Origin of the sequence: Cyclobacterium sp. 1_MG-2023 (genome assembly GCF_030546805.1) — a bacterium.
Taxonomy (GTDB): Bacteria; Bacteroidota; Bacteroidia; order Cytophagales; family Cyclobacteriaceae; genus Cyclobacterium.
The window spans coordinates 102,513-121,400 of the sequence record NZ_JAUOPC010000005.1 but is presented as its reverse complement, the minus strand read 5'-3'; the positions used below and the strand labels follow the sequence as shown (position 1 = coordinate 121,400).

At 38.2% G+C, this 18,888-nt stretch carries 17 protein-coding genes; 6 read left to right on the top strand and 11 right to left on the bottom strand.

What is annotated here, in order from left to right; all coding sequences use genetic code 11:
• Complete coding sequence (locus Q4534_RS09235; RefSeq protein ID WP_303612885.1) at window positions 1-1,164, bottom strand: 1-deoxy-D-xylulose-5-phosphate reductoisomerase; 1,164 nt, start codon at window positions 1,162-1,164, stop codon at window positions 1-3.
• 253 nt (window positions 1,165-1,417) lie between these two features.
• Between Q4534_RS09235 and Q4534_RS09230 the strand changes: the two genes are divergently transcribed.
• A complete protein-coding gene (locus Q4534_RS09230; RefSeq protein WP_303612884.1) occupies window positions 1,418-2,878 on the top strand; it encodes a S1C family serine protease in 1,461 nt (486 codons plus the stop codon).
• A 144-nt stretch (window positions 2,879-3,022) separates the two neighbouring features.
• Here the strand turns inward: Q4534_RS09230 and Q4534_RS09225 are convergent, their stop codons facing one another.
• From Q4534_RS09225 to Q4534_RS09200, 6 genes are all read right to left on the bottom strand, one after another.
• Window positions 3,023-3,646, bottom strand: coding sequence for a flavin reductase family protein (locus Q4534_RS09225; RefSeq protein WP_303612883.1), 624 nt, complete (start codon window positions 3,644-3,646; stop codon window positions 3,023-3,025).
• Window positions 3,646-4,089 (bottom strand): hypothetical protein, encoded by a 444-nt coding sequence (locus Q4534_RS09220; protein ID WP_368509151.1) that lies wholly within the window; start codon window positions 4,087-4,089, stop codon window positions 3,646-3,648. The genes Q4534_RS09225 and Q4534_RS09220 overlap by 1 nt, the downstream gene beginning before the upstream one ends.
• Before the next feature lie 53 nt (window positions 4,090-4,142).
• Window positions 4,143-4,406 (bottom strand): hypothetical protein, encoded by a 264-nt coding sequence (locus tag Q4534_RS09215; protein ID WP_303612881.1) that lies wholly within the window; start codon window positions 4,404-4,406, stop codon window positions 4,143-4,145.
• 69 nt (window positions 4,407-4,475) lie between these two features.
• On the bottom strand, window positions 4,476-5,156 hold the full coding sequence (locus Q4534_RS09210; protein ID WP_303612880.1) for an SDR family NAD(P)-dependent oxidoreductase: 681 nt from the start codon (window positions 5,154-5,156) through the stop codon (window positions 4,476-4,478).
• Between the two features lie 147 nt (window positions 5,157-5,303).
• A complete protein-coding gene (folE, locus tag Q4534_RS09205) occupies window positions 5,304-6,005 on the bottom strand; it encodes a GTP cyclohydrolase I FolE (protein ID WP_303612879.1) in 702 nt (233 codons plus the stop codon).
• On the bottom strand, window positions 5,965-6,375 hold the full coding sequence (locus tag Q4534_RS09200; RefSeq protein ID WP_303612878.1) for a 6-carboxytetrahydropterin synthase: 411 nt from the start codon (window positions 6,373-6,375) through the stop codon (window positions 5,965-5,967). The genes folE and Q4534_RS09200 overlap by 41 nt, the downstream gene beginning before the upstream one ends.
• A gap of 489 nt (window positions 6,376-6,864) precedes the next feature.
• On the opposite strand from Q4534_RS09200, the gene Q4534_RS09195 reads away from it, so the two are divergent.
• Window positions 6,865-7,593, top strand: coding sequence for a murein L,D-transpeptidase catalytic domain family protein (locus tag Q4534_RS09195; protein ID WP_303612877.1), 729 nt, complete (start codon window positions 6,865-6,867; stop codon window positions 7,591-7,593).
• A 376-nt stretch (window positions 7,594-7,969) separates the two neighbouring features.
• On the opposite strand, the gene Q4534_RS09190 is transcribed toward Q4534_RS09195, so the two are convergent.
• Genes Q4534_RS09190 through Q4534_RS09175 form a run of 4 tightly spaced genes read right to left on the bottom strand, consistent with a single transcriptional unit; the run spans window position 7,970 to window position 12,586 of the window.
• Window positions 7,970-9,631, bottom strand: a complete 1,662-nt coding sequence (locus Q4534_RS09190) for a murein L,D-transpeptidase (protein ID WP_303612876.1) — start codon at window positions 9,629-9,631, stop codon at window positions 7,970-7,972.
• Window positions 9,628-10,476: a 3-deoxy-8-phosphooctulonate synthase gene (kdsA, locus tag Q4534_RS09185; protein WP_303612875.1), complete on the bottom strand. Its 849-nt coding sequence runs from the start codon at window positions 10,474-10,476 to the stop codon at window positions 9,628-9,630. The genes Q4534_RS09190 and kdsA overlap by 4 nt, the downstream gene beginning before the upstream one ends.
• 23 nt (window positions 10,477-10,499) lie before the next feature.
• Window positions 10,500-11,045, bottom strand: a complete 546-nt coding sequence (locus tag Q4534_RS09180; protein WP_303612874.1) for an HAD family hydrolase — start codon at window positions 11,043-11,045, stop codon at window positions 10,500-10,502.
• Window positions 11,042-12,586 (bottom strand): GNAT family N-acetyltransferase, encoded by a 1,545-nt coding sequence (locus Q4534_RS09175; protein ID WP_303612873.1) that lies wholly within the window; start codon window positions 12,584-12,586, stop codon window positions 11,042-11,044. Before Q4534_RS09175 ends, Q4534_RS09180 begins: the two co-directional genes overlap by 4 nt.
• A 200-nt stretch (window positions 12,587-12,786) precedes the next feature.
• Here Q4534_RS09175 and Q4534_RS09170 point away from each other — a divergent pair, with 200 nt between their 5' ends.
• The 4 genes from Q4534_RS09170 to Q4534_RS09155 all read left to right on the top strand — a co-directional run bounded on the left by Q4534_RS09170 (window position 12,787) and on the right by Q4534_RS09155 (window position 18,886).
• Window positions 12,787-13,692: a mechanosensitive ion channel family protein gene (locus Q4534_RS09170; protein WP_303612872.1), complete on the top strand. Its 906-nt coding sequence runs from the start codon at window positions 12,787-12,789 to the stop codon at window positions 13,690-13,692.
• Between the two features lie 82 nt (window positions 13,693-13,774).
• Window positions 13,775-14,719 carry a DUF6089 family protein gene (locus Q4534_RS09165; RefSeq protein ID WP_303612871.1) on the top strand — a complete coding sequence of 315 codons (945 nt, stop codon included), beginning with the start codon at window positions 13,775-13,777 and terminating at the stop codon, window positions 14,717-14,719.
• 125 nt (window positions 14,720-14,844) lie between these two features.
• Entirely contained in the window at window positions 14,845-17,619 is a 2,775-nt protein-coding gene (gene leuS, locus Q4534_RS09160) for a leucine--tRNA ligase (RefSeq protein WP_303612870.1), read from the top strand.
• 304 nt (window positions 17,620-17,923) lie between these two features.
• Window positions 17,924-18,886, top strand: a complete 963-nt coding sequence (locus Q4534_RS09155; RefSeq protein ID WP_303612869.1) for a Smr/MutS family protein — start codon at window positions 17,924-17,926, stop codon at window positions 18,884-18,886.
• Window positions 18,887-18,888: the final 2 nt, after the last annotated feature.

Sequence of the window (18,888 nt, the reverse complement as noted above, 5' to 3'; positions counted from 1 at the left end):
TTATTTTCTACTAATTAATTCTTCTGAAATTATTCTTGTTTCCTTGTCTGTAGCAATTAAGTCTTCCAAACTTGGGTCTTTAATAAAACTAATTTTTTCCATACTCTGTTCAATCAAGTCTGACATTTCAAGAAATTTGACTTTATCCTGCAAAAATGCAGCCACAGCGATTTCATTGGCAGCATTAAGTGAACAAGCAGCATTTCCTGCTTTTTCCAGTGCAGTGAAAGCCAAGTCCAAGTTTTTAAACGTTTTTCGATCCGGTTTCTCAAACTGAAGGTTCGGGTAGTCCATGAAATCAAACCTTTCAAAATTTGATTTTACTCTATCAGGATATGACAAGGCAAACTGAATAGGAATACGCATGTCGGGCAATCCAAGTTGTGCTTTGATCGAACCGTCTTCAAATTGAACCAATGAATGTACAATTGACTGAGGGTGAACAACTACTTCAACCTGGCTAGCATCCAATCCGAAAAGCCATTTTGCCTCGATCACTTCAAGTCCCTTGTTCATCAATGAAGCTGAGTCTATCGTGATTTTGGCACCCATGTCCCAATTGGGATGTTTGAGCGCCTGTTCTTTGGTTACATTTTTTAAATATTCCCTGTCTCTGCCTCGGAAGGGACCTCCAGAAGCCGTAAGTATAATCTTTTCGATGGGGTTGTGAAATTCACCAACCAAACATTGAAAGATTGCAGAATGTTCTGAATCTACCGGGTATATATTTACAGCTTTCTTTTTGGCTAACTTGGTAATAAGGTCGCCCGCCACTACCAAAGTCTCCTTATTTGCTAAGGCAATGGGTTTGCCTGCTTCTATCGCTTTGATGGTGGGAATAAGCCCTGCATAGCCCACCAAAGCAGTAAGCACAATATCAATAGTATCCATTTCTACTACTGAGGCCAGGGCATTATCTCCTGCATAAACCTTGATCGGTTGTTTACTCAAAGCTTCTTTAACTTCAAGGTAATGGCTCTCATTGCCAATGACTACAACATTTGGTTGAAAGGCTAACGCCTGTTTGATTAGTAAGTCTTTATTATTAAAAGCCGTAAGGACCTCAACTTCAAATTTGTCAGAATGCTGCTGAATCACATCTAAAGCTTGTGTACCTATACTACCTGTTGAGCCTAAGATGGCCACACGTTTCATTGTAGACATGGAATTTTTTTACTTTCAAAAAAAGCACAATGCCCAACTTGGCATTATACGTTATTTTCTACTGACAAATTTACAAGGTAAAACCAGTATTCCCGTTTTTTTCAAACTTTTTAAACCATATGTTTTTTTGGCACAAAATTGGAAATGAATTTATATTGTGATTTTTTGTCATAAGAAAGTTTAAAAAATGTTAAATAAATTGGCTTGATTTAACAAATGGCCGTATTTAATTAAATATTCAAAGTCTTTAGTTATGTTAAAAAATATTGGTTTAGTTCTCGTTGCATTTGTGGGTGGGATTATTGGATCTTGGGTGTTTCAACAGTATTTGAGCGAAGAATTGTCTTTAAATAACCCTGCGCAATTCAGCAAGTCCGAAGAAATTCCGATGTCCCAAGTGCGTCATCTGTCTCCATCTGAAGAAGCAAACCAAAATCTGATGAGTCCGGTGCCGGATTCTTTTGTGAAAGCTTCTGAAAACAGTACCAACTCTGTGGTATTTATTAAAAACTTTTCCGGGACTGATTCTCGAAGGTATAGTATATTTGATTATTTCTTCGGACAAGGAATGGCCCAACAGACAGTTAGTACCGGTTCTGGTGTGATTTTTTCTGAAGATGGTTATATCATTACCAACAACCATGTCATAGAAGAAGCAGAGACCATTGAAGTGATTCATAAGAAAAGAACGTATAAAGCCAGTTTAATAGGGTCAGATGCAAATACGGATATTGCAGTTTTGAAAATTGAAGCGGATGATCTGCCGGCCATAGAAATTGGGAGTAGTAAGGAATTGAAGATAGGGGAGTGGGTTTTAGCAGTGGGCAACCCTTTTAACCTTACTTCCACAGTGACCGCAGGAATCGTTTCTGCAAAGGAAAGGCAGATTAACATCATGGGTGGTGAGTTTCCTTTGGAATCATTTATCCAAACAGATGCTCCAATTAATCCAGGAAACTCAGGAGGAGCCTTAGTGAATGTAAATGGGGAGTTGGTGGGAATCAATACAGCTATTTTGAGTAGAACAGGATCCTATACCGGGTACGGTTTTGCTGTTCCTGTTGATATCGCTACAAAAATTGCCAATGATCTCATTCGATATGGCGAAGTTCAAAAAGCTATTCCGGGAATTGAAATTAAAGAGATTTCTCTTGACTTGGCTGAGGAAATGAATCTACAGTCTTTAGATGGTGTCATTGTTTCACATGTCATAAGAAATGGAGCGGCAGAAAAATCAGGAATGGAAGTCAATGATGTGATTGTGAAAATTGATGGAACTGAAATTTCCGGAAAAGGAAGTTTTGAGGAGGCCTTGTCTTATTACTATCCGGGTGACAAAATCAATATTACTTATCAAAGAAGAGGAAAACTAAATACTGTTCAATTGACCCTCCAGAACCTCTTGGGTGGAACAGGAGTAATTAAAAGGTCTTTTTATGCTTCAGCCTTATTGGGGGCGAAACTTGAAACCATCAATGCGATCGAAATGGATCGGTATGGTATACCCTATGGAGTAAAAATATCTTCCATGACCAGGGGCTATCTTAATGATCTTGGATTTGGAAATGGATTTATCATTACTGATATCAATGACCAGCCGGCAAAAGACCCGGAAAAAGTAGGGGAGTTTTTAGAAGAATTTAGTGGGCAGTTAAGGGTGGAAGGTCTAACACCGGGAGGCCGCTCCTTTGCACAATCTTATTCTGTCCGATAGCCCTATCTTGTAAGAAACGCATTCCACCTACATTGATCAATGTGGGTGGAATGTGTTTCTAATTAAGATGAGTTTTTGTTCCGCTTCGGCTTATTAATGTTTAGGAATTGGTCAATATTCCATTAAGAATAAAGAAGCTTTGGTCTATTCAGTTTTTGGAGAGGGTTTAGCATAGGGTAACCTTTCCAATTTGCTTGTGCTGTGGTAGCTGTCTAAGCCCGAGACAGTAATGCTCCCAACCTTATCTAATGCAATAAACCCATCTTCTTCAACAGCATTGGCTGCCACCCATACCTCTTCTATGCTAGCAATGATTAAGACTGTTTCATTTACAGCCAAGGTGATTTTATCTTTTAGGACACAAGCAATTTTCAAAGGACTTAATTTTACAAAAGGAGCTTTGAAGTCATTCAGGTATTCTTCCTCCAGTCCTGTAGCTTCAAATTCTGATTGTTCCCATCTAGCACTGCATCGATGTGCCTCTTTATAAAAGTTTTCAGTTACATGGTTTAGTGTGAAACATCCATTTTGAAGAATGTTTTCCAAGGTATGCCTTTCCACGGAATGGGGGCGAAATAAAATACCAACGGTAGGAGGGTTGGCTCCAATATGAAAAACTTGACTAAAAGGGGCCAAATTGGTTTTAGCGTTTTCAGTATTTATACTCCCAATAAGGTTTAGGCTTTTGTACCCACTCAGGCAATTCACGAAATTTCTATTAAATGCTTTGCCTTTGTTGATTAAATTGTCTTTGGTAAATCGTTTCATTATTCGGCTATGGCTTCTTCTATGCTGTCACAATATTTTATATCAAGGTCCCGAATAATATTGCCGGGATTTTCCAGTGCGATTTGTTTTTTGGCTATCATGACCAGTTTTACAAACCATGCTTCCTTTGGTAAAATTTTCCTATGCGTTTTGATTCCATAAGAAAAAACTTCCTTCTTCCAATCTAAAAAATACCATTCCATACTTGGTTGGTGAAAAGCCCTTAAAGCTCTTTTATCGAAGATGAATTTGTTGTAGTTGCCTTTTTTTACAATATTGGTGATTTTGTGAAAAATGGCTTTAAAGTTAGTAATAGGTACATAATCTACCAATAAGGTGCAAATGATTATCCCTTTTGAATTATTGGTTTCCACCTTTGCATATTCTTCTTCAAAAGCAATTTCAAAATTTTGCAACGTTTGCTTATTCAAGGTATCAGTCATAATCATTCTTTTTCTTATCCAAAACCTGTTCGATAGGTAAAGTAAATAATTGATTAATGAAAAGAGCTTTTTCTTTTGTTTTTCTCCTCTTCCACAAACTGTTTGAAATTCTCCAAGTCATCTTCAAGCTTTACTGCATAATTTATGGTTGTTTTCATAAGATCTTGCTGTACGGAAATTTGCTCTTTCAATCGGGATAATTCTTGGTTGATCTTCATGAATTTGTTTTCGTATTCTCGCTTCAATTGCTCTTTTTCAAGCTTGGCTTTTTTTAGTTCTGCTTTAAAAATTAGATATGATTCCGGTGGAGTCCTCATTACTTAGCTGTTTAAAATACCCAGGCAATCCTTGCCTATCTGCTCTATTTTCCCCGTTGTTTGGGGCAATTATTTTATTGCCGAAATGCCCCCATCAACCTTAATTACCTGTCCGGTAATCCATGATGATTGGTCGGAAAGTAAAAATTCAGTGGAGGCTGCAATGTCAGTTGCTTTTCCTACCCGTCCAAGAGGATGTCTTTTTTCAGCAGCATTTCTTTTGTCGTCCGTAGAAAGCAAAGCTTTAGCCAGAGGGGTGTCTGTAAGTGATGGTGCAATGGCATTGACACGGATACCATAACTTGCCCATTCGGCTGCGAGAGACCGAGTGAGTCCTTCTATGGCACCTTTGGCTCCGGCAATAGAGCTATGAAAACCCAAGCCGGTTTGTACTGCAATGCTACTATATAGAACAACAGAGGCCGCTTTCGATCTTTTTAATGAATTCTCCAAAAGCTGGAGCGTTCTTACAGCTCCGAGGTAATTGACCTCCAAGTCCTGCCTGAAGTCATCAATGGTTAGTCTTTTAAAAGGCTTTAAGTTGATTGTTCCGGGGCAATAGACAACTCCGTGAATTGTTTCAGGCAAATTGGGGATTGCTTCAATATCCTCTACGACATCCAAGTGTTGGTCTCCTGATAATGACCTTGAATAGGTATATACCTCGGCACCAATTCGATTGAGGTTTTCAGCTACATTTTTACCAATTCCACTATTTCCACCAATGATTACGATATTCTTTCCCTTCATATACACAAGCAATGTTTACTAAGTAGAATTAATTCGCAGCCAAATTGTTTAATATTTTTTTGGATATAAGGGGAAGGGTATAAAAAAAGCTGCTATTTCTTAGAAATAACAGCTTTAAATGCAGTGCTTTAAAAAGTAAACGAACGTTTACCTTGAAAGAGAAATGTACTTGAGAAATTCATTTCTTTTTTGATTGTTATGTTCAAATTGACCACTATAAAAAGAGGTGACAGTACTGCTGCTAGTATCGCTTACGCCTCTACTAGAAACGCACATATGGTCTGCGTCCATTATTACAGCTACATCATCTGTCCCTAAGGCATTTTTTAGCTCATTACCAATTTGCACGGTAAGTCTCTCTTGAACCTGAGGCCTTTTAGCAAAATATTGAACAATTCTATTGATTTTAGACAATCCGATTACATTGCCATTGGAGATATAGGCAACATGTGCTTTTCCGTAAATAGGTACAAAATGGTGTTCACAGTGGGAGAAAAAGGTGATGTCTTTCTCAACCAGCATTTCATTGTACTTGTATTTGTTCGCAAATAATTTAACCTCTGGTTTGTTTTTTGGATCCAGCCCTGAAAAAACTTCTTTCACAAACATTTTCGCTACTCTTTTTGGGGTACCTTTCAAACTATCGTCCTTCAGGTCCAAGCCAAGAATATTCATGATTTCTTTAAAATGTTTTTCAATCAATTCCATTTTCAGATCATCGTCCATTTCAAAAGCATCTTCCCGCAATGGAGTTTCATGGGAAGAAGAAATATGATCATCTCCTATGTCGTCAATGGCTTGATTGAGATCAATCCCCGCTGAATTCAACAAAGTTTCTTTCTGTTTCATATAATCGAATTGTTAAGTCGTATTTTAATTCAATTTTCTCTCTCAAAATATTCCAAATAACCACAGCAATGTTTTCTGCAGTTGGATTAAGGTTCTTGAATTCATCGACATCTAAATTTAAATTTTTGTGATCAAACTTTTTCGTAACATTTTCTTTAATTACATCCTTCAATAGCTTCATGTCATAGACATAGCCTGTTTCAGGATCGATTGGACCTGTAAGCTTTACTTCCAAGTCATAATTGTGGCCATGGTAACTTGGATTGTTACATTTTCCGAAAACTGCATCATTTTTTTCTGCTGACCACTTTGGGTTGTGAAGCCTATGGGCAGCATTAAAGTGTTCCTTTCTATAGATGGCTATTTTCATAAATTAATTAACAGGATACCTGTAATATTGTTTTTTTTAAGTTTCTAAACCCTTGAAGATGGAGAAATCGCAATGTTTCAAGCTTTTTTTAAATGGCTTATAATATGTTTTTAGGCCATTTCACCTTTTTCAACCGAAAGAACAAATTATTAGACCAAATCGGTTCAAAATTAATCAAATAAAGGTCAAAGAGTGACCGGACATTAATATAGATTCGCAATTTAAATCTCCCCATAGAGGCCTTTGATTGTGCGGATTTTTATAAGATTTTTTAATTCTCTTGATAAAATTAGTGTTTAAAAACCCTCAAAATTAATTGATTTCATTTGTTTTTGAATGGCTTTATTCAACTTCTGTACCAAGTCTATCCGAAATGTTTCATGATTTTTTTACTATTCGGGAATTAATTGGGTGTCAAATTGACTTATATTGCTGTGGTTTATTGTGGTTTATCCCTTTGGACTAGCCTTTACATGTTTGCGTTTGCTTATGATGAAAATAATTGCTTTTACAATTTTAGTAGTATTTCCTGTCTTTTCGTTCGAGATGAAACCTTCCGGTTTTGTCAATTTAGATCCATTAGAAAAAGATGAAGTTAAGGCAAGGAGTTATAGCGTAGATGGTCTATGGGACAATATCCGGCAGAAACACCCATTGCTAAAAAAGGAAGTTTTGTCCATGGCCTATAAAGGTTATTTGAAAATGATAGACGATGGCTTGATTGAAGAAGGTAGGCCATTGACAATAGTTGATTTTGATTTGCCCTCATCTGATCAAAGGCTATGGGTAATTGATGTTGACAATCAAGACTTGGAATATGCTTCTCTTGTGGCTCATGGTAGGAATTCAGGCGAATTGCATGCGAGCAAGTTCTCCAATGTGCCGGAAAGCTATATGAGTAGTCTGGGGTTTTACCTGACAGGAGAGACCTATTTTGGTAAGCATGGGAAATCTTTGCGTCTAGATGGAATGGAAGAGGGGATTAATGACAATGCCAGGGCACGAGCCATTGTAATGCACGCAGCAGCTTATGCTGAAAAATCATTTGTTAAACGTCATGGAAGGCTAGGTAGAAGTTTAGGATGTCCGGCTTTGCCCTCAGATAATTTTGAAGCCATTATTGATTTGATCAAAGAAAAAAGCTGCTTGTTTGTCCACGCAAGTGAACCTCAATATAGGAGTCAATCTGTTTATATAAAAGGGAAGGATTTAAGCTAATATTCACTATAAAAAAATCGTCATTCCGAGACCTGACATTTCCGAAATGACAGTATTCAATGCAGCATTCCGGTGGATGCAATCTTTGTAGCCTCGGGTAAGCCGATGAAGGACAGGGTATTAATGCATTGGCTTTTTAGGGCATTAGCTTTCAGTAAGCGCAATAGTGAAACCGGCTTTTCCCTAATTCCATTGGCGCCTTATCTCTGGTTTTTAAAATCTGTCATCGGTTGGCTTAAGGAGGGATTTGAGTAGAAGAAGCATTGGAGATCCCAGACGAGACTGCTTCACCTTTTCCTAGCTCAGCAAGCCACATAAAGGGTTCGCTGAGACAACAACGTAGCCATTTTAAAGACAATTTAAATCGAGCTGTGGTTTATATAGGTTTTTGCATCAATTTATAGAGTTCATTGTCTCTATCATAGATGTCTTTTCTGACTTGCTCTTTTTTTCTGCTATCTGTCCACAAGGTTAAATAGAGTATAATAACGGGTATTTTTCTCGTAAGGCTAACTGACCGCTCCTTACTGTCTGCAAGTGCTTCTTTTATTAATTCATCTGTCCATTTTTCTTGGTCTGAAAGTAATAATTTGGCCAGGTCTACGGGATGTTCTATACGAATACAACCTGAACTTAAAGCCCTGTCTTCTTTGGAAAATTGTGACCTTGAAGGGGTGTCATGAATATAAACATTGTGTTTATTGGGAAACATGAATTTCACCCTTCCTAGAGCATTGGATGGGCCAGGATCTTGTCTCACCATGTATTTAAAATTATCCCCATTTACTTTGCTCCAATTGATTGAAGAAGGGGAGATTTCATTTCCTGAAAAGTCAAGAATGCGCATGTTTTTTGACTGAAGGTAATTCTGGTTCTTTTTAACAGCAGGAATTACATCATTTTTTAAGATAGTAGGAGGGACGGTCCAGGTGGGGCTAAATACCAAATAGCTCATTGCCCCATTGAAAACAGGGGTCTTTCTGTAGGTTTTTCCTACAATGGCATTGGAATGAAGCACGGTGTCCTTCTTGTTGATATAATCTAAAGCGTAGTTGGCAATATTGACCAAAATAAATTCCTGTAGCGTTGTGTCGGGAAGCCACCTTAGCCTTTCCATATTTACACTTACCTGTTTGATTAGATCCTGAGGGGACTTGTTTAATGCTTCAATGGTAGCCTTTCCTAGCACGCCGTCGGGATGTAGCCCATTTCTTTCTTGGAAGTTTTTTACGCCTTGATACAAAACGGAGTCATAGGTATTTTCGGTTCCGGGTTGCATGGAATAAGGCTTTAGGTCTTTCCAGAACTGCAGCCTTTTTCGTATGGTGTTTATTTCTTCACTTTCTTGAAGCAGCTCAATTGATTCGTTTACCGAAATCTTCTCCCAATTATTTCCTGAGTCAATTTGTTCTAGCTCCAAGTATTTTTTCATAGATTGCCTCATGCGAAGGTAAATTGCAAATTTTGGCTGCAGGCTGAAAAGTTGTTTTTTCACGTTATTCTCCGACACTGCCAAATAAAGATTTTCCAATACTTTGGGCTCTTTCCCTTTTTGCAGGATTTCCCAAGTGCTATGCAGGTGTTCAGGATGGACTTTCCCTCCAAAAATATGGTTGGCATATAGGATAAAGGCATCACTAAGCAGAAAATCTACCTTGGCCAAGTCTAATGGAGTCAAGGGTATTCCTGAAAAATATTTTTCAAAAAATGTATTTAACCCATCAAGGTGGTAATCTTCAGGGAGCAAGCCATCATAAGAGGCATTTTGAATAAGGTAGCGGAGTTCCATGGCATTGCAAGTCAACTGCTCATCTTTTGACCATCCCGGTTGAAAGGCCCTTTCCGTATAAAATGTTATTAGCTCCGTTCTCGCGTGTAAAGGGTATTGATCAAATGCAATGTTAAAGTAGGTGCTGTCTCCCTCAATAAGTGTTCTAATTTGGTCACTTACCGGTTGGTTTTGAGCAAAGATACTAGTGCCAAAGCAAAACAATTGCCCAAACCAAAGTAAAAAGTACAACCACTTAGCCTTCATCATAGCAAGGAATAGTTTTTATACTGATTTCCTATTATCCATGCATTTTTAAGCATGGCGAGAAATTCATCCATTTGGTCTAAAGGGACCATATTTGGGCCGTCACTTAGGGCAACTTCAGGATTGGGATGTGTTTCTATAAAAAAGCCGTCCACACCTGCAGCAGCTGCTGCTCTTGCAAGATAGGGTGACATCTGTCTTTGTCCGCCACTGCTGCCTTTATTTGCTCCGGGCTGCTGAACACTGTGGGTGACATCAAAAACTACAGGAGCAAACTGACGCATGATGGGTAGGGCACGCATGTCTACTACAAGGTTATGGTATCCTAAAGAAAATCCTCTTTCAGTGAGGGCCACATTGTCGTTACCTGTAGCACGTATTTTATCCACTGCATATTGCATGTCTTCAGGAGCCATAAATTGGCCGCGTTTAATTTTAATGGCTTTTCCGGTTTTCCCGGCAGCAATTAGTAGATCTGTTTGCCTACAAAGAAATGCAGGGATTTGCAATACATCTACTACTTCAGCTACCGCTTCCACTTGATAACTTTCATGAATGTCGGTAACCAAAGGAACATCAAGGGTTTTACCTACCATTTCCAATACTTGTAAAGATTTTTCAAATCCAATGCCTCGAAATGAATCTGTCGAAGTTCGGTTGGCTTTGTCAAAGGAAGCCTTAAAAACATAACCAAAGCCATGTTTTTCAGATAGGGCTTTTATTTTGGTGCCTATTTCCAGACATATTTCCGGACTTTCGACGGCGCAGGGGCCGGAAAATAATACAGGTTGATTTCCACCTAGATTTAAATTTTTGTTGATGGTCATCGTATGCTGGCTAATATTCATCTTTAAGCTTGTTATTTGGTCAATTAATTATCGGTTGTATTTGGGTTAGAAGGAAGGTTTTCATTGGCATACAGTATTAAATCTGCCAATTCTCTAAAGGCTCCTTCTCCCCCCTTCTTTAAAGTAACATAATCCACCTTATCCTTGATATAGAAGATGGCATCTGCCGGAGCAGCAGAAAATCCGGCATTAGTTAATAATTCCAAGTCGATTATATCATCTCCTATATACGCAACTTGACTGGCCTTTATATCCATATTTGTAATAACGGATTTTAATGTAGGCCATTTGTCATTTACACCATGCAGGTGAAAATCTACGCCCATTTGTTCACAACGGAATTTTGATACGGGTACATCTCTACCGGTAATGACACCTGTTTTAATGCCGGACTCACGGAGGAAACGGATAATTTGCCCATCCTTTACCTGAAACCTCTTGTATTCCATTCCATTGTCATCCAAGACTATTCCTCCATCTGTTAACACACCATCTAGGTCTGTTACAATAAGCTTAATATTTTTAGCTTTAGAAAGGACCTCTTTATTTATTATATTGAAGTGATTCATTGCCTATTTTTTTTCCATTGTATTGAGTAAAGGTCTAGCCTGCGTTGTTCAAGATTTCGAACACTTCCTGTTTTTCGTAATTTGGTTAATAAAGCCAGGTCTACGTCTGCCACAATAGTAGTTTCTGTATTCAGGGAGGCTTCACCAATGATTGCATCGTGTGGGAAAGAAAAATCAGAGGGTGAATATATGGCTGCTTGGGAATGTTGAATGTCCATATTTTCTACCCGAGGGAGATTTCCAACGGAACCTGTGATGGCAACATAGCATTCATTTTCGATGGCCCTGGCCTTGGCACAGGTGCTTACCCTTAAGTAGGCATTTTTTGTATCTGTCCAAAAGGGAACAAAAAGTATGTCCATTTCTTTTTCAGCCAAAATACGTCCTAACTCCGGGAATTCTACATCATAACAGATGAGTATTCCCACCTTTCCGGCATCGGTGTCAAAAACGCTTATGCCATTTCCTCCCTGTAGTCCCCAATAGGATTGTTCGTCCGGAGTGATATGGAGCTTGTATTGCTTGTCCATGGTGCCATCCCTTCTGCACAAATAACTCACATTGCGAAGTTTCTTGCCATCATATTCAGGCATACTTCCTGCTATGATGTTAACATTGTAAGACAAGGCAAGATCTCGCATGCGGTTAATGATCTCTTCTGTGTAATCTGCCAAATTCCGGATGGCTTCCGAGGCGTCCATCTTGTTAAAACCTGCCAAGAGTGGAGCATTAAAGAACTCCGGAAATAAGCAAAAGTCTGATTGGTAATCAGATACTGTGTCAACAAAAAACTCTACTTGCTGCATCAAGTCGTCTACATCATTGAATCGCCTCATTTTCCATTGCACCAGCCCAAGTCTGACAATGGTTTTTTTATTCCCTATTAGCTTTTCTTCTTTTTCATAGTAGATATTGATCCACTCAAGAAGTGTGGCATATGCCCTAGAATCTGTGTCTTCGGGTAGGTATTTAGTGATCACTTTTCTTACGTGAAATTCATTGGCAAGCTGAAAGGAAAGTACCGGGTCAAATATTTCTTTGTTTTTCACCAACTCTATGTATTTGCGTGGAGACATTTGGTCAGCAAACTTACTGTACCCGGGAATTCTTCCACCTGCAATTATTGACCTAAGGTTTAGATTTTCGCATAGCTCTTTTCGCGCATCATAAAGCCTTCGCCCCAGACGCAAGCCCCTGTATTCTTTGTCTACAAAAACATCGGTGCCATAGAGCGTGTCCCCCATCTCATCATGGGTGTCAAACTTGCCATAGCCAATGATCTGCTCGTAGGAGTGATTGTCGCCATATTTAGCATAGTCAACAATGATACTAAGCGCCACAGCTACGACCTTTCCATTGTCTTCCAAGCAGATTTGGCCTTCAGGGAAAGCATTAAGTTGGTTTTTAAATTCTTCCTTGGTCCAAGACATGGCCTCTGTCTTGTAAGTGGAAAGCATTATTTCCCTTATGTCATTAAAATCAGAATGTTTGATGTTTCTGAGTTTAAGTCTATGTTCGAGTTCTTCGTTTTGTTTACTCATGGCATGAAATTAGCAACAAATGTACCTAAAATGTGGGCTTTTAATGGAATAGAATAGAAAATTTAATGGTTAAATGTATTATCTTATAAATTGTTTAACTATTTGCTTATAAGTGTGTTAGTTAAGGGGGTGTTGAAAGCATTTCTTTTTTATTTTCAATAGCTTACTAGGGTTTAATTCGTGGATTAAGGACAAACTAAATGAAAGAATTATTACAAAATATAAGGAATGGAGATTTTGCCACCTTATTTGATAAATTAAACGAATTTCTCGATATCAAGTTACTGATGGTAGGTAAAACTGAGTTGACCATTGGTTTGTTTTTAGGGCTTACCATATCCATTGTATTGGTATTTATTGTCTCCGAGTTGGCAAGAAGGTTTCTTGCCAATAAAATTTTAGCCAGATATAAAATTGAATTAGGGATCCGTCAATCCATAGCTGCCTTTTTTAAGTATCTGCTGATTATTATTGGATTAATTACTATTTTACAAAACAGCAATGTAGACCTGAGTGCATTAGGTATTTTGGCTGGGGCCATAGGTGTGGGGATTGGTTTTGGTCTTCAAAATATCACCAATAATTTCATTAGTGGTTTGATCATTCTTTTGGAAAGACCAATTAAGGTTGGTGACAGAATAGAGGTGGATGAAGTTTATGGGGATGTGGAGAAAATTTCTGCCAGATCCACCACAATTCTCACCAATGACAATATTTCTATCATTGTTCCAAATAGCCAATTTATTGACAATTCAGTTATCAATTGGTCACACAATGACAGCAATATCCGTTTTAATATTCCTGTTGGCGTATCCTATAAGGAAGACCCTGATAAGATAAAGCGAATATTATTGGAAGTGGTGAAAGAGTATCCTGGTGTACTCATGAAGCCCGAGCCTGATGTGCTCTTTGATAAATACAATGATAGTAGTATTGATTTTAATCTGAGGGTTTGGACAACTGAGTACACCAACAAACCCAATGTCTTGAAGAGTCAGTTGTACTATGCCATTTTTAAAAAGTTTGCGGAAGAAAATGTTGAAATTCCTTTCCCTCAGCGAGATTTACACATCCGCTCAGGTCTGGATAAAATTGCGACAAAGTAATTTTTTTATTCTTGCTTTCTATATTATCTTTAGGGGGTTTATAGCCAATAGGTTAATGGCGAGGGATTAGGTTTAGCGTAAGATGAGCAAGAAACTATTTTTTATAACATTTTTTTTAACGTGTATTTTATTACAAACATTCGGTCAAGGGTTTAACAAGTATAGACGTGAGGAATTATGGTCTTTTTCTGTTCAAGGCGGACCTTCACAGTACTTTGGGGACCTGTATGCACTATGGCAATACAAGGAAGGGATCCATCCGGATTATTACGCAGGTTTTAGTGGGAGGTACACCTTTGGGACCAATCTGAAAGCCAGAGGAGATATTGGGTATTACAAAATTTCTGGACAGGATGATCAAGCTGACCCGAATAGTGGTAGAATCCCCAGGAATTTAAATTTCCGAAGTAAAAATTTTGAGGCTGCCTTATTGATAGAGTACTATTTGAAACCAGTAAAAAAATTCAATATCAACAGAGCCTTCTTAAATCCATATGTCTTTTTAGGTTTGGGGGCTTCGACAATTGACCCTTATACTAATTACAGCGATAACTGGGTGGCTTTGCGTCCATTAAGGACTGAAAATGAGCTATATAATAACGTTGTTGTGATCATGCCTATGGGGCTAGGAATAAAATATAAAGTAAATTTATATTTGGATGTATTTATTGAAGGCAATTATAGGTTTACATTTTCTGATTACTTAGATGATGTCAGTGCATATGATATTTCAGGCTTTTATGACCAATTGATAGAAGATTATATTTCCGGAGAAGACCCTGATAGACTTCGGCTTTCAGTGAGGCAAGAGAGGTTCTTACTCCCAAATGGGGAACCTAATATAGAGTTGATCAGAAGTACGAAGGGCAGTGCAAGAAGAGGGAGTGGTGACCCAAGACTAAACGAGCCCGGTGCTCGGTATGATGGATACTTTACCTTGAGTGCCGGTGCTGAAATTAACTTTTCATACGGATTTTGGAGAAATTGGGTTTTCCAAAGAAGAGGCAGAGCATTTAGAAATTGGTAGAATTACTCGCCATATTATTTTTTAATTAAAAGTGATTTACATATAGTTATCCATATTCGAAATGAATAGGGATATTTTTTATACTTTTGGAATTGAATTGACCAATAATTTTACAATTACTGAAAATGTCTGATTATAATTTTCGCGCCATTGAAAAAAAATGGCAGGACCGTTGGGAGCAAACGGGGATTTTCAATGCTAGTCCGGAAACTAATAAACCCAAGTTTTATTCTTTGGACATGTTTCCATATCCTTCAGGGGCAGGACTTCACGTAGGTCATCCATTAGGGTACATTGCCTCTGATATTGTAACACGTTACAAAAGGTTAAAAGGATTCAATGTATTGCATCCTATGGGCTATGATTCTTTTGGGCTTCCGGCAGAGCAGTATGCGATTCAAACGGGGCAACATCCGGCCATAACGACGGAAGAAAACATAAAAAGATATACCGAACAACTTAAAAACATTGGCTTTGCCTTTGATTGGAGTAAGGAAGTTAGGACTTCTGATCCTGAATATTATCGATGGACGCAGTGGATCTTTATGCAGCTTTTTGATAGTTATTATGACTTGGAAGCGGATAAGGCCATGCCAATATCTCACCTTGTTTCCGTATTTGAAAAAGAAGGTAACAAAGGGGTAAAAGCGGCTTCTGATGAAGATACTCAAATATTTGGTGCTGAGGATTGGGCGAAGTATTCAACAGAGGAAAAGCAAAAGGTATTGCTAAGGTATAGGCTTACCTATTTGGCGGAGACCACTGTCAACTGGTGTGCCGCATTGGGGACGGTCCTTTCCAACGATGAGGTCAAGGATGGTTTTTCTGAAAGGGGAGGGCATCCCGTCGAAAGAAAACGCATGATGCAATGGAGTATGCGGATTACCGCCTATGCTGAAAGATTGCTAAATGGTTTGGAAAATTTGGATTGGCCTGACCCTGTTAAGGAAATGCAAAGGAATTGGATAGGCCGGTCCTTGGGCGCAGAAATGGTGTTTGATGTAGAAGGTCTAAATGAAAAAATTAAGGTCTTTACCACAAGGATTGATACCATATATGGAGTGACCTATCTGGCATTGGCTCCAGAGCATGAATTGGTAGGGAAGTTAATTACTGAAGATCAGAAAGAAAACGCACTTAGTTATGTGGCCCAGGCAAAAAACAGGTCTGAAAGGGATAGAATGGCTGATGTCAAGACTATCTCTGGTGCTTTTACCGGTAGTTACGCAAAAAATCCTTTTAATGGGGAAAGTATTCCGATTTGGATTGCAGATTATGTATTGGCGGGTTATGGAACAGGTGCAGTTATGGCGGTGCCCTCTCATGATGAGCGTGATTATAATTTCGCCAACCATTTTGGATTAGAAAAAAGACAAGTGATAGAAGGGGATATGTCAGAAGGTTCCTTTCCCGGAAAAGGCGGTACCATCATGAATTCCGGCTTCATAAGTGGATTAAAAATGCAAGATGCAATGGACAAAGCCATTGCGTTTCTTGAAGAAAATGAAATAGGTAAAGGGAAGATCCAATATAAAATGAGGGATGCTATTTTTACACGCCAACGCTATTGGGGTGAGCCACTTCCTGTTTATTTCAAAAATGATTTACCCTATTTGGTAAAGGAAAGTGATTTGCCATTACCTCTTCCTGAAGTTGATAAATATTTACCAACAGAAGATGGAGCCCCGCCACTTGGTAGAGCCAAAGACTGGACGTACAAGACTTCAGAAGGAACTTTTCCATTAGAAATGAGTACCATGCCGGGATGGGCAGGGTCTAGTTGGTATTTTTTCCGTTATATGGATGCCCAAAATAAGGAGGAGTTTGTAAGCAAAGCTGCTGCAGATTATTGGGGCTCGGTCGACTTATACATTGGAGGAGCTGAACATGCTACAGGACATTTGTTATATTCAAGATTTTGGACAAAGTTTTTATATGATAGAGGTTTTGTTTCTATAGAAGAGCCTTTCCAAAAAATGATCAACCAAGGGATGATTCAAGGTAGGTCAAACTTTGTTTATCGTAAAAAAGGTACCAATACCTTTGTGAGCCATGGTTTAATTGGTGATCATGAGGTAAGTCCCATGCATGTAGATGTTAATATTGTTTACAATGATCAGTTGGATATAGAGGCATTTCGCAATTGGAGACCTGATTTGAAAGATGCTGAATTTATTTTGGAAGATGGTAAATACAATTGTGGGGCTGAGGTGGAGAAAATGTCTAAATCCAAATACAATGTAGTCAACCCTGATGATGTCATTGAAAGTTATGGGGCAGATACTTTAAGATTGTATGAAATGTTCTTGGGGCCTTTGGAGCAATTCAAGCCTTGGAACACCAATGGGATTGATGGTGTCTTTAAATTCTTGAAAAAACTTTGGAGGTTGTTTCATGATCAAAATGGTAAATGGAATGTTTCAGACAAACCGGCCTCTAAGGAAGCGTTAAAATCCTTACACAAAACCATGAAGAAAGTGGAGGAGGACATTGAAAGGCATGCTTTCAATACTTCCGTTTCTTCCTTTATGATTTGCGTCAACGAACTGTCCTCTTTGAAGTGTAACAATAAAGAGGTGTTGGAGCCGCTATTGATAGTATTGTCTCCCTATGCACCACATATTTCAGAAGAACTGTGGGAGCTATTAGGTCATGAGGAATCCATTATCCATGCTCAATTTCCCCTAGCTGAGGAGAAATACCTTACTGAGGATAGCCATCAATATCCGGTTTCTATTAACGGTAAAATGAGAGCTAAAATTGAGCTTTCCTTGAGTCTTTCAAAACAGGAAATTGAAGAAGCTGCTTTAAAAGATGAGCAAATTCAAAAATGGACAAAAGGACAGCAGCCTAAAAAAGTTATCGTAGTTCCGGGAAAAATTGTAAATATTGTATTATAAGTGTAAAAATAAACCCATTTTATTTTGAAATGGGTTTATTTTTGTTTTATTGCCTTTGTGTTATAACCGGTAATGATTTTTTTTTCTGATTTGCTTGTTATATAATGGAATGTGGAGGTTGAGGACCGAGATTTACCTAAAGACATCGGAGATTTTGATCAAGTAAATGTGGAGAGGAATACAGGTGGAGATCAGGTTGCTGTGATAGACGATTGTCGAATCTTGAAATAGAAATTAAAGGGGATTCCTAGAATCAAAAGTGATTAAATGTGAATTTCCCCAATCTATTTGGTAAATTTGAGACATGAATATAGGGGATAAAGTAAGGTTGTTGCATGGAAAAGAGGAAGGTATAATTACCAAACTTTCTTCCGGTGGCCAGGTTGAAATTGAAATTGAGGATGGATTTAGAATCCCTGCCCTCAAATCAGAGGTGGTGGTTATCAATGAGGCTGAAGAGGCTTATTTCGATACCAAACCAAAAAAAACATCAGGATTTCAATCTACGCTTTCCAAAAGTGATCCTGCAGTTTCTGAAGAAGGGTTGTTTGTAGCTTATGTTCCTTATAATGATCAGGTTTATGACCTGGTACTTATCAATAACCTCACCAAGGATTGTCTTTATTCCTTTGACGAACATCAGCAGAACAACACTAAAAATATGGGCGCCGGTGTAGTGAAAGGAAAGTCCTTCACCAAATTAGGAGAAAAAATGCTTCCTGATTTCGAGCAGTGGCCTCCATTCAGTGTAATGATGGTTTTTTTAAACAAACGATTTGATAAACAACAACCTGTACAGTTAAGGAATATAAAATTAAAAGCTTCCTCATTTTTTAAAAATAAAGGGAAAGCGCCATTAATAAATAAAGAAGCCTATTTTTTTAGGTTAGATAATGCTGTCAAGACATTGAATATAAATCAATTGAATAAGGAGCTTAATCCTAGTCCACAAGATGTTTATCCTGCGGCAAAGATAAAAAGGCCTCCTGCTTCTATTGATTTACATATAGATAAATTGACTAAAGACCATGACCTGATGAGTAACAGTGAAATGTTACAATTGCAGATGAAAACATTTGAATCAAATCTCAATGATGCCATTGCTTCGGGAATGGACGAGATTGTTTTTATTCATGGTATTGGGAATGGGGTTTTAAGAAAAAACATACACAAGTATTTAAGTCAACTTCAAGGGATTAAATACTTTAAAGACAGTCAAAAGACTAATTTTGGATATGGAGCCACAACTGTAAAAATAAATGAATAGCG

Excerpts from the sequence above, each read along its gene's own strand:
- Q4534_RS09235 (WP_303612885.1), bottom strand. The coding sequence starts at position 1,164 with ATGTCTACAATGAAACGTGTGGCCATCTTAGGCTCAACAGGTAGTATA.
- Q4534_RS09230 (WP_303612884.1), top strand. The coding sequence starts at position 1,418 with ATGTTAAAAAATATTGGTTTAGTTCTCGTTGCATTTGTGGGTGGGATT.
- Q4534_RS09225 (WP_303612883.1), bottom strand. The coding sequence starts at position 3,646 with ATGAAACGATTTACCAAAGACAATTTAATCAACAAAGGCAAAGCATTT.
- Q4534_RS09220 (WP_368509151.1), bottom strand. The coding sequence starts at position 4,089 with ATGACTGATACCTTGAATAAGCAAACGTTGCAAAATTTTGAAATTGCT.
- Q4534_RS09215 (WP_303612881.1), bottom strand. The coding sequence starts at position 4,406 with ATGAGGACTCCACCGGAATCATATCTAATTTTTAAAGCAGAACTAAAA.
- Q4534_RS09210 (WP_303612880.1), bottom strand. The coding sequence starts at position 5,156 with ATGAAGGGAAAGAATATCGTAATCATTGGTGGAAATAGTGGAATTGGT.
- folE (WP_303612879.1), bottom strand. The coding sequence starts at position 6,005 with ATGAAACAGAAAGAAACTTTGTTGAATTCAGCGGGGATTGATCTCAAT.
- Q4534_RS09200 (WP_303612878.1), bottom strand. The coding sequence starts at position 6,375 with ATGAAAATAGCCATCTATAGAAAGGAACACTTTAATGCTGCCCATAGG.
- Q4534_RS09195 (WP_303612877.1), top strand. The coding sequence starts at position 6,865 with ATGATGAAAATAATTGCTTTTACAATTTTAGTAGTATTTCCTGTCTTT.
- Q4534_RS09190 (WP_303612876.1), bottom strand. The coding sequence starts at position 9,631 with ATGATGAAGGCTAAGTGGTTGTACTTTTTACTTTGGTTTGGGCAATTG.
- kdsA (WP_303612875.1), bottom strand. The coding sequence starts at position 10,476 with ATGAATATTAGCCAGCATACGATGACCATCAACAAAAATTTAAATCTA.
- Q4534_RS09180 (WP_303612874.1), bottom strand. The coding sequence starts at position 11,045 with ATGAATCACTTCAATATAATAAATAAAGAGGTCCTTTCTAAAGCTAAA.
- Q4534_RS09175 (WP_303612873.1), bottom strand. The coding sequence starts at position 12,586 with ATGAGTAAACAAAACGAAGAACTCGAACATAGACTTAAACTCAGAAAC.
- Q4534_RS09170 (WP_303612872.1), top strand. The coding sequence starts at position 12,787 with ATGAAAGAATTATTACAAAATATAAGGAATGGAGATTTTGCCACCTTA.
- Q4534_RS09165 (WP_303612871.1), top strand. The coding sequence starts at position 13,775 with ATGAGCAAGAAACTATTTTTTATAACATTTTTTTTAACGTGTATTTTA.
- leuS (WP_303612870.1), top strand. The coding sequence starts at position 14,845 with ATGTCTGATTATAATTTTCGCGCCATTGAAAAAAAATGGCAGGACCGT.
- Q4534_RS09155 (WP_303612869.1), top strand. The coding sequence starts at position 17,924 with ATGAATATAGGGGATAAAGTAAGGTTGTTGCATGGAAAAGAGGAAGGT.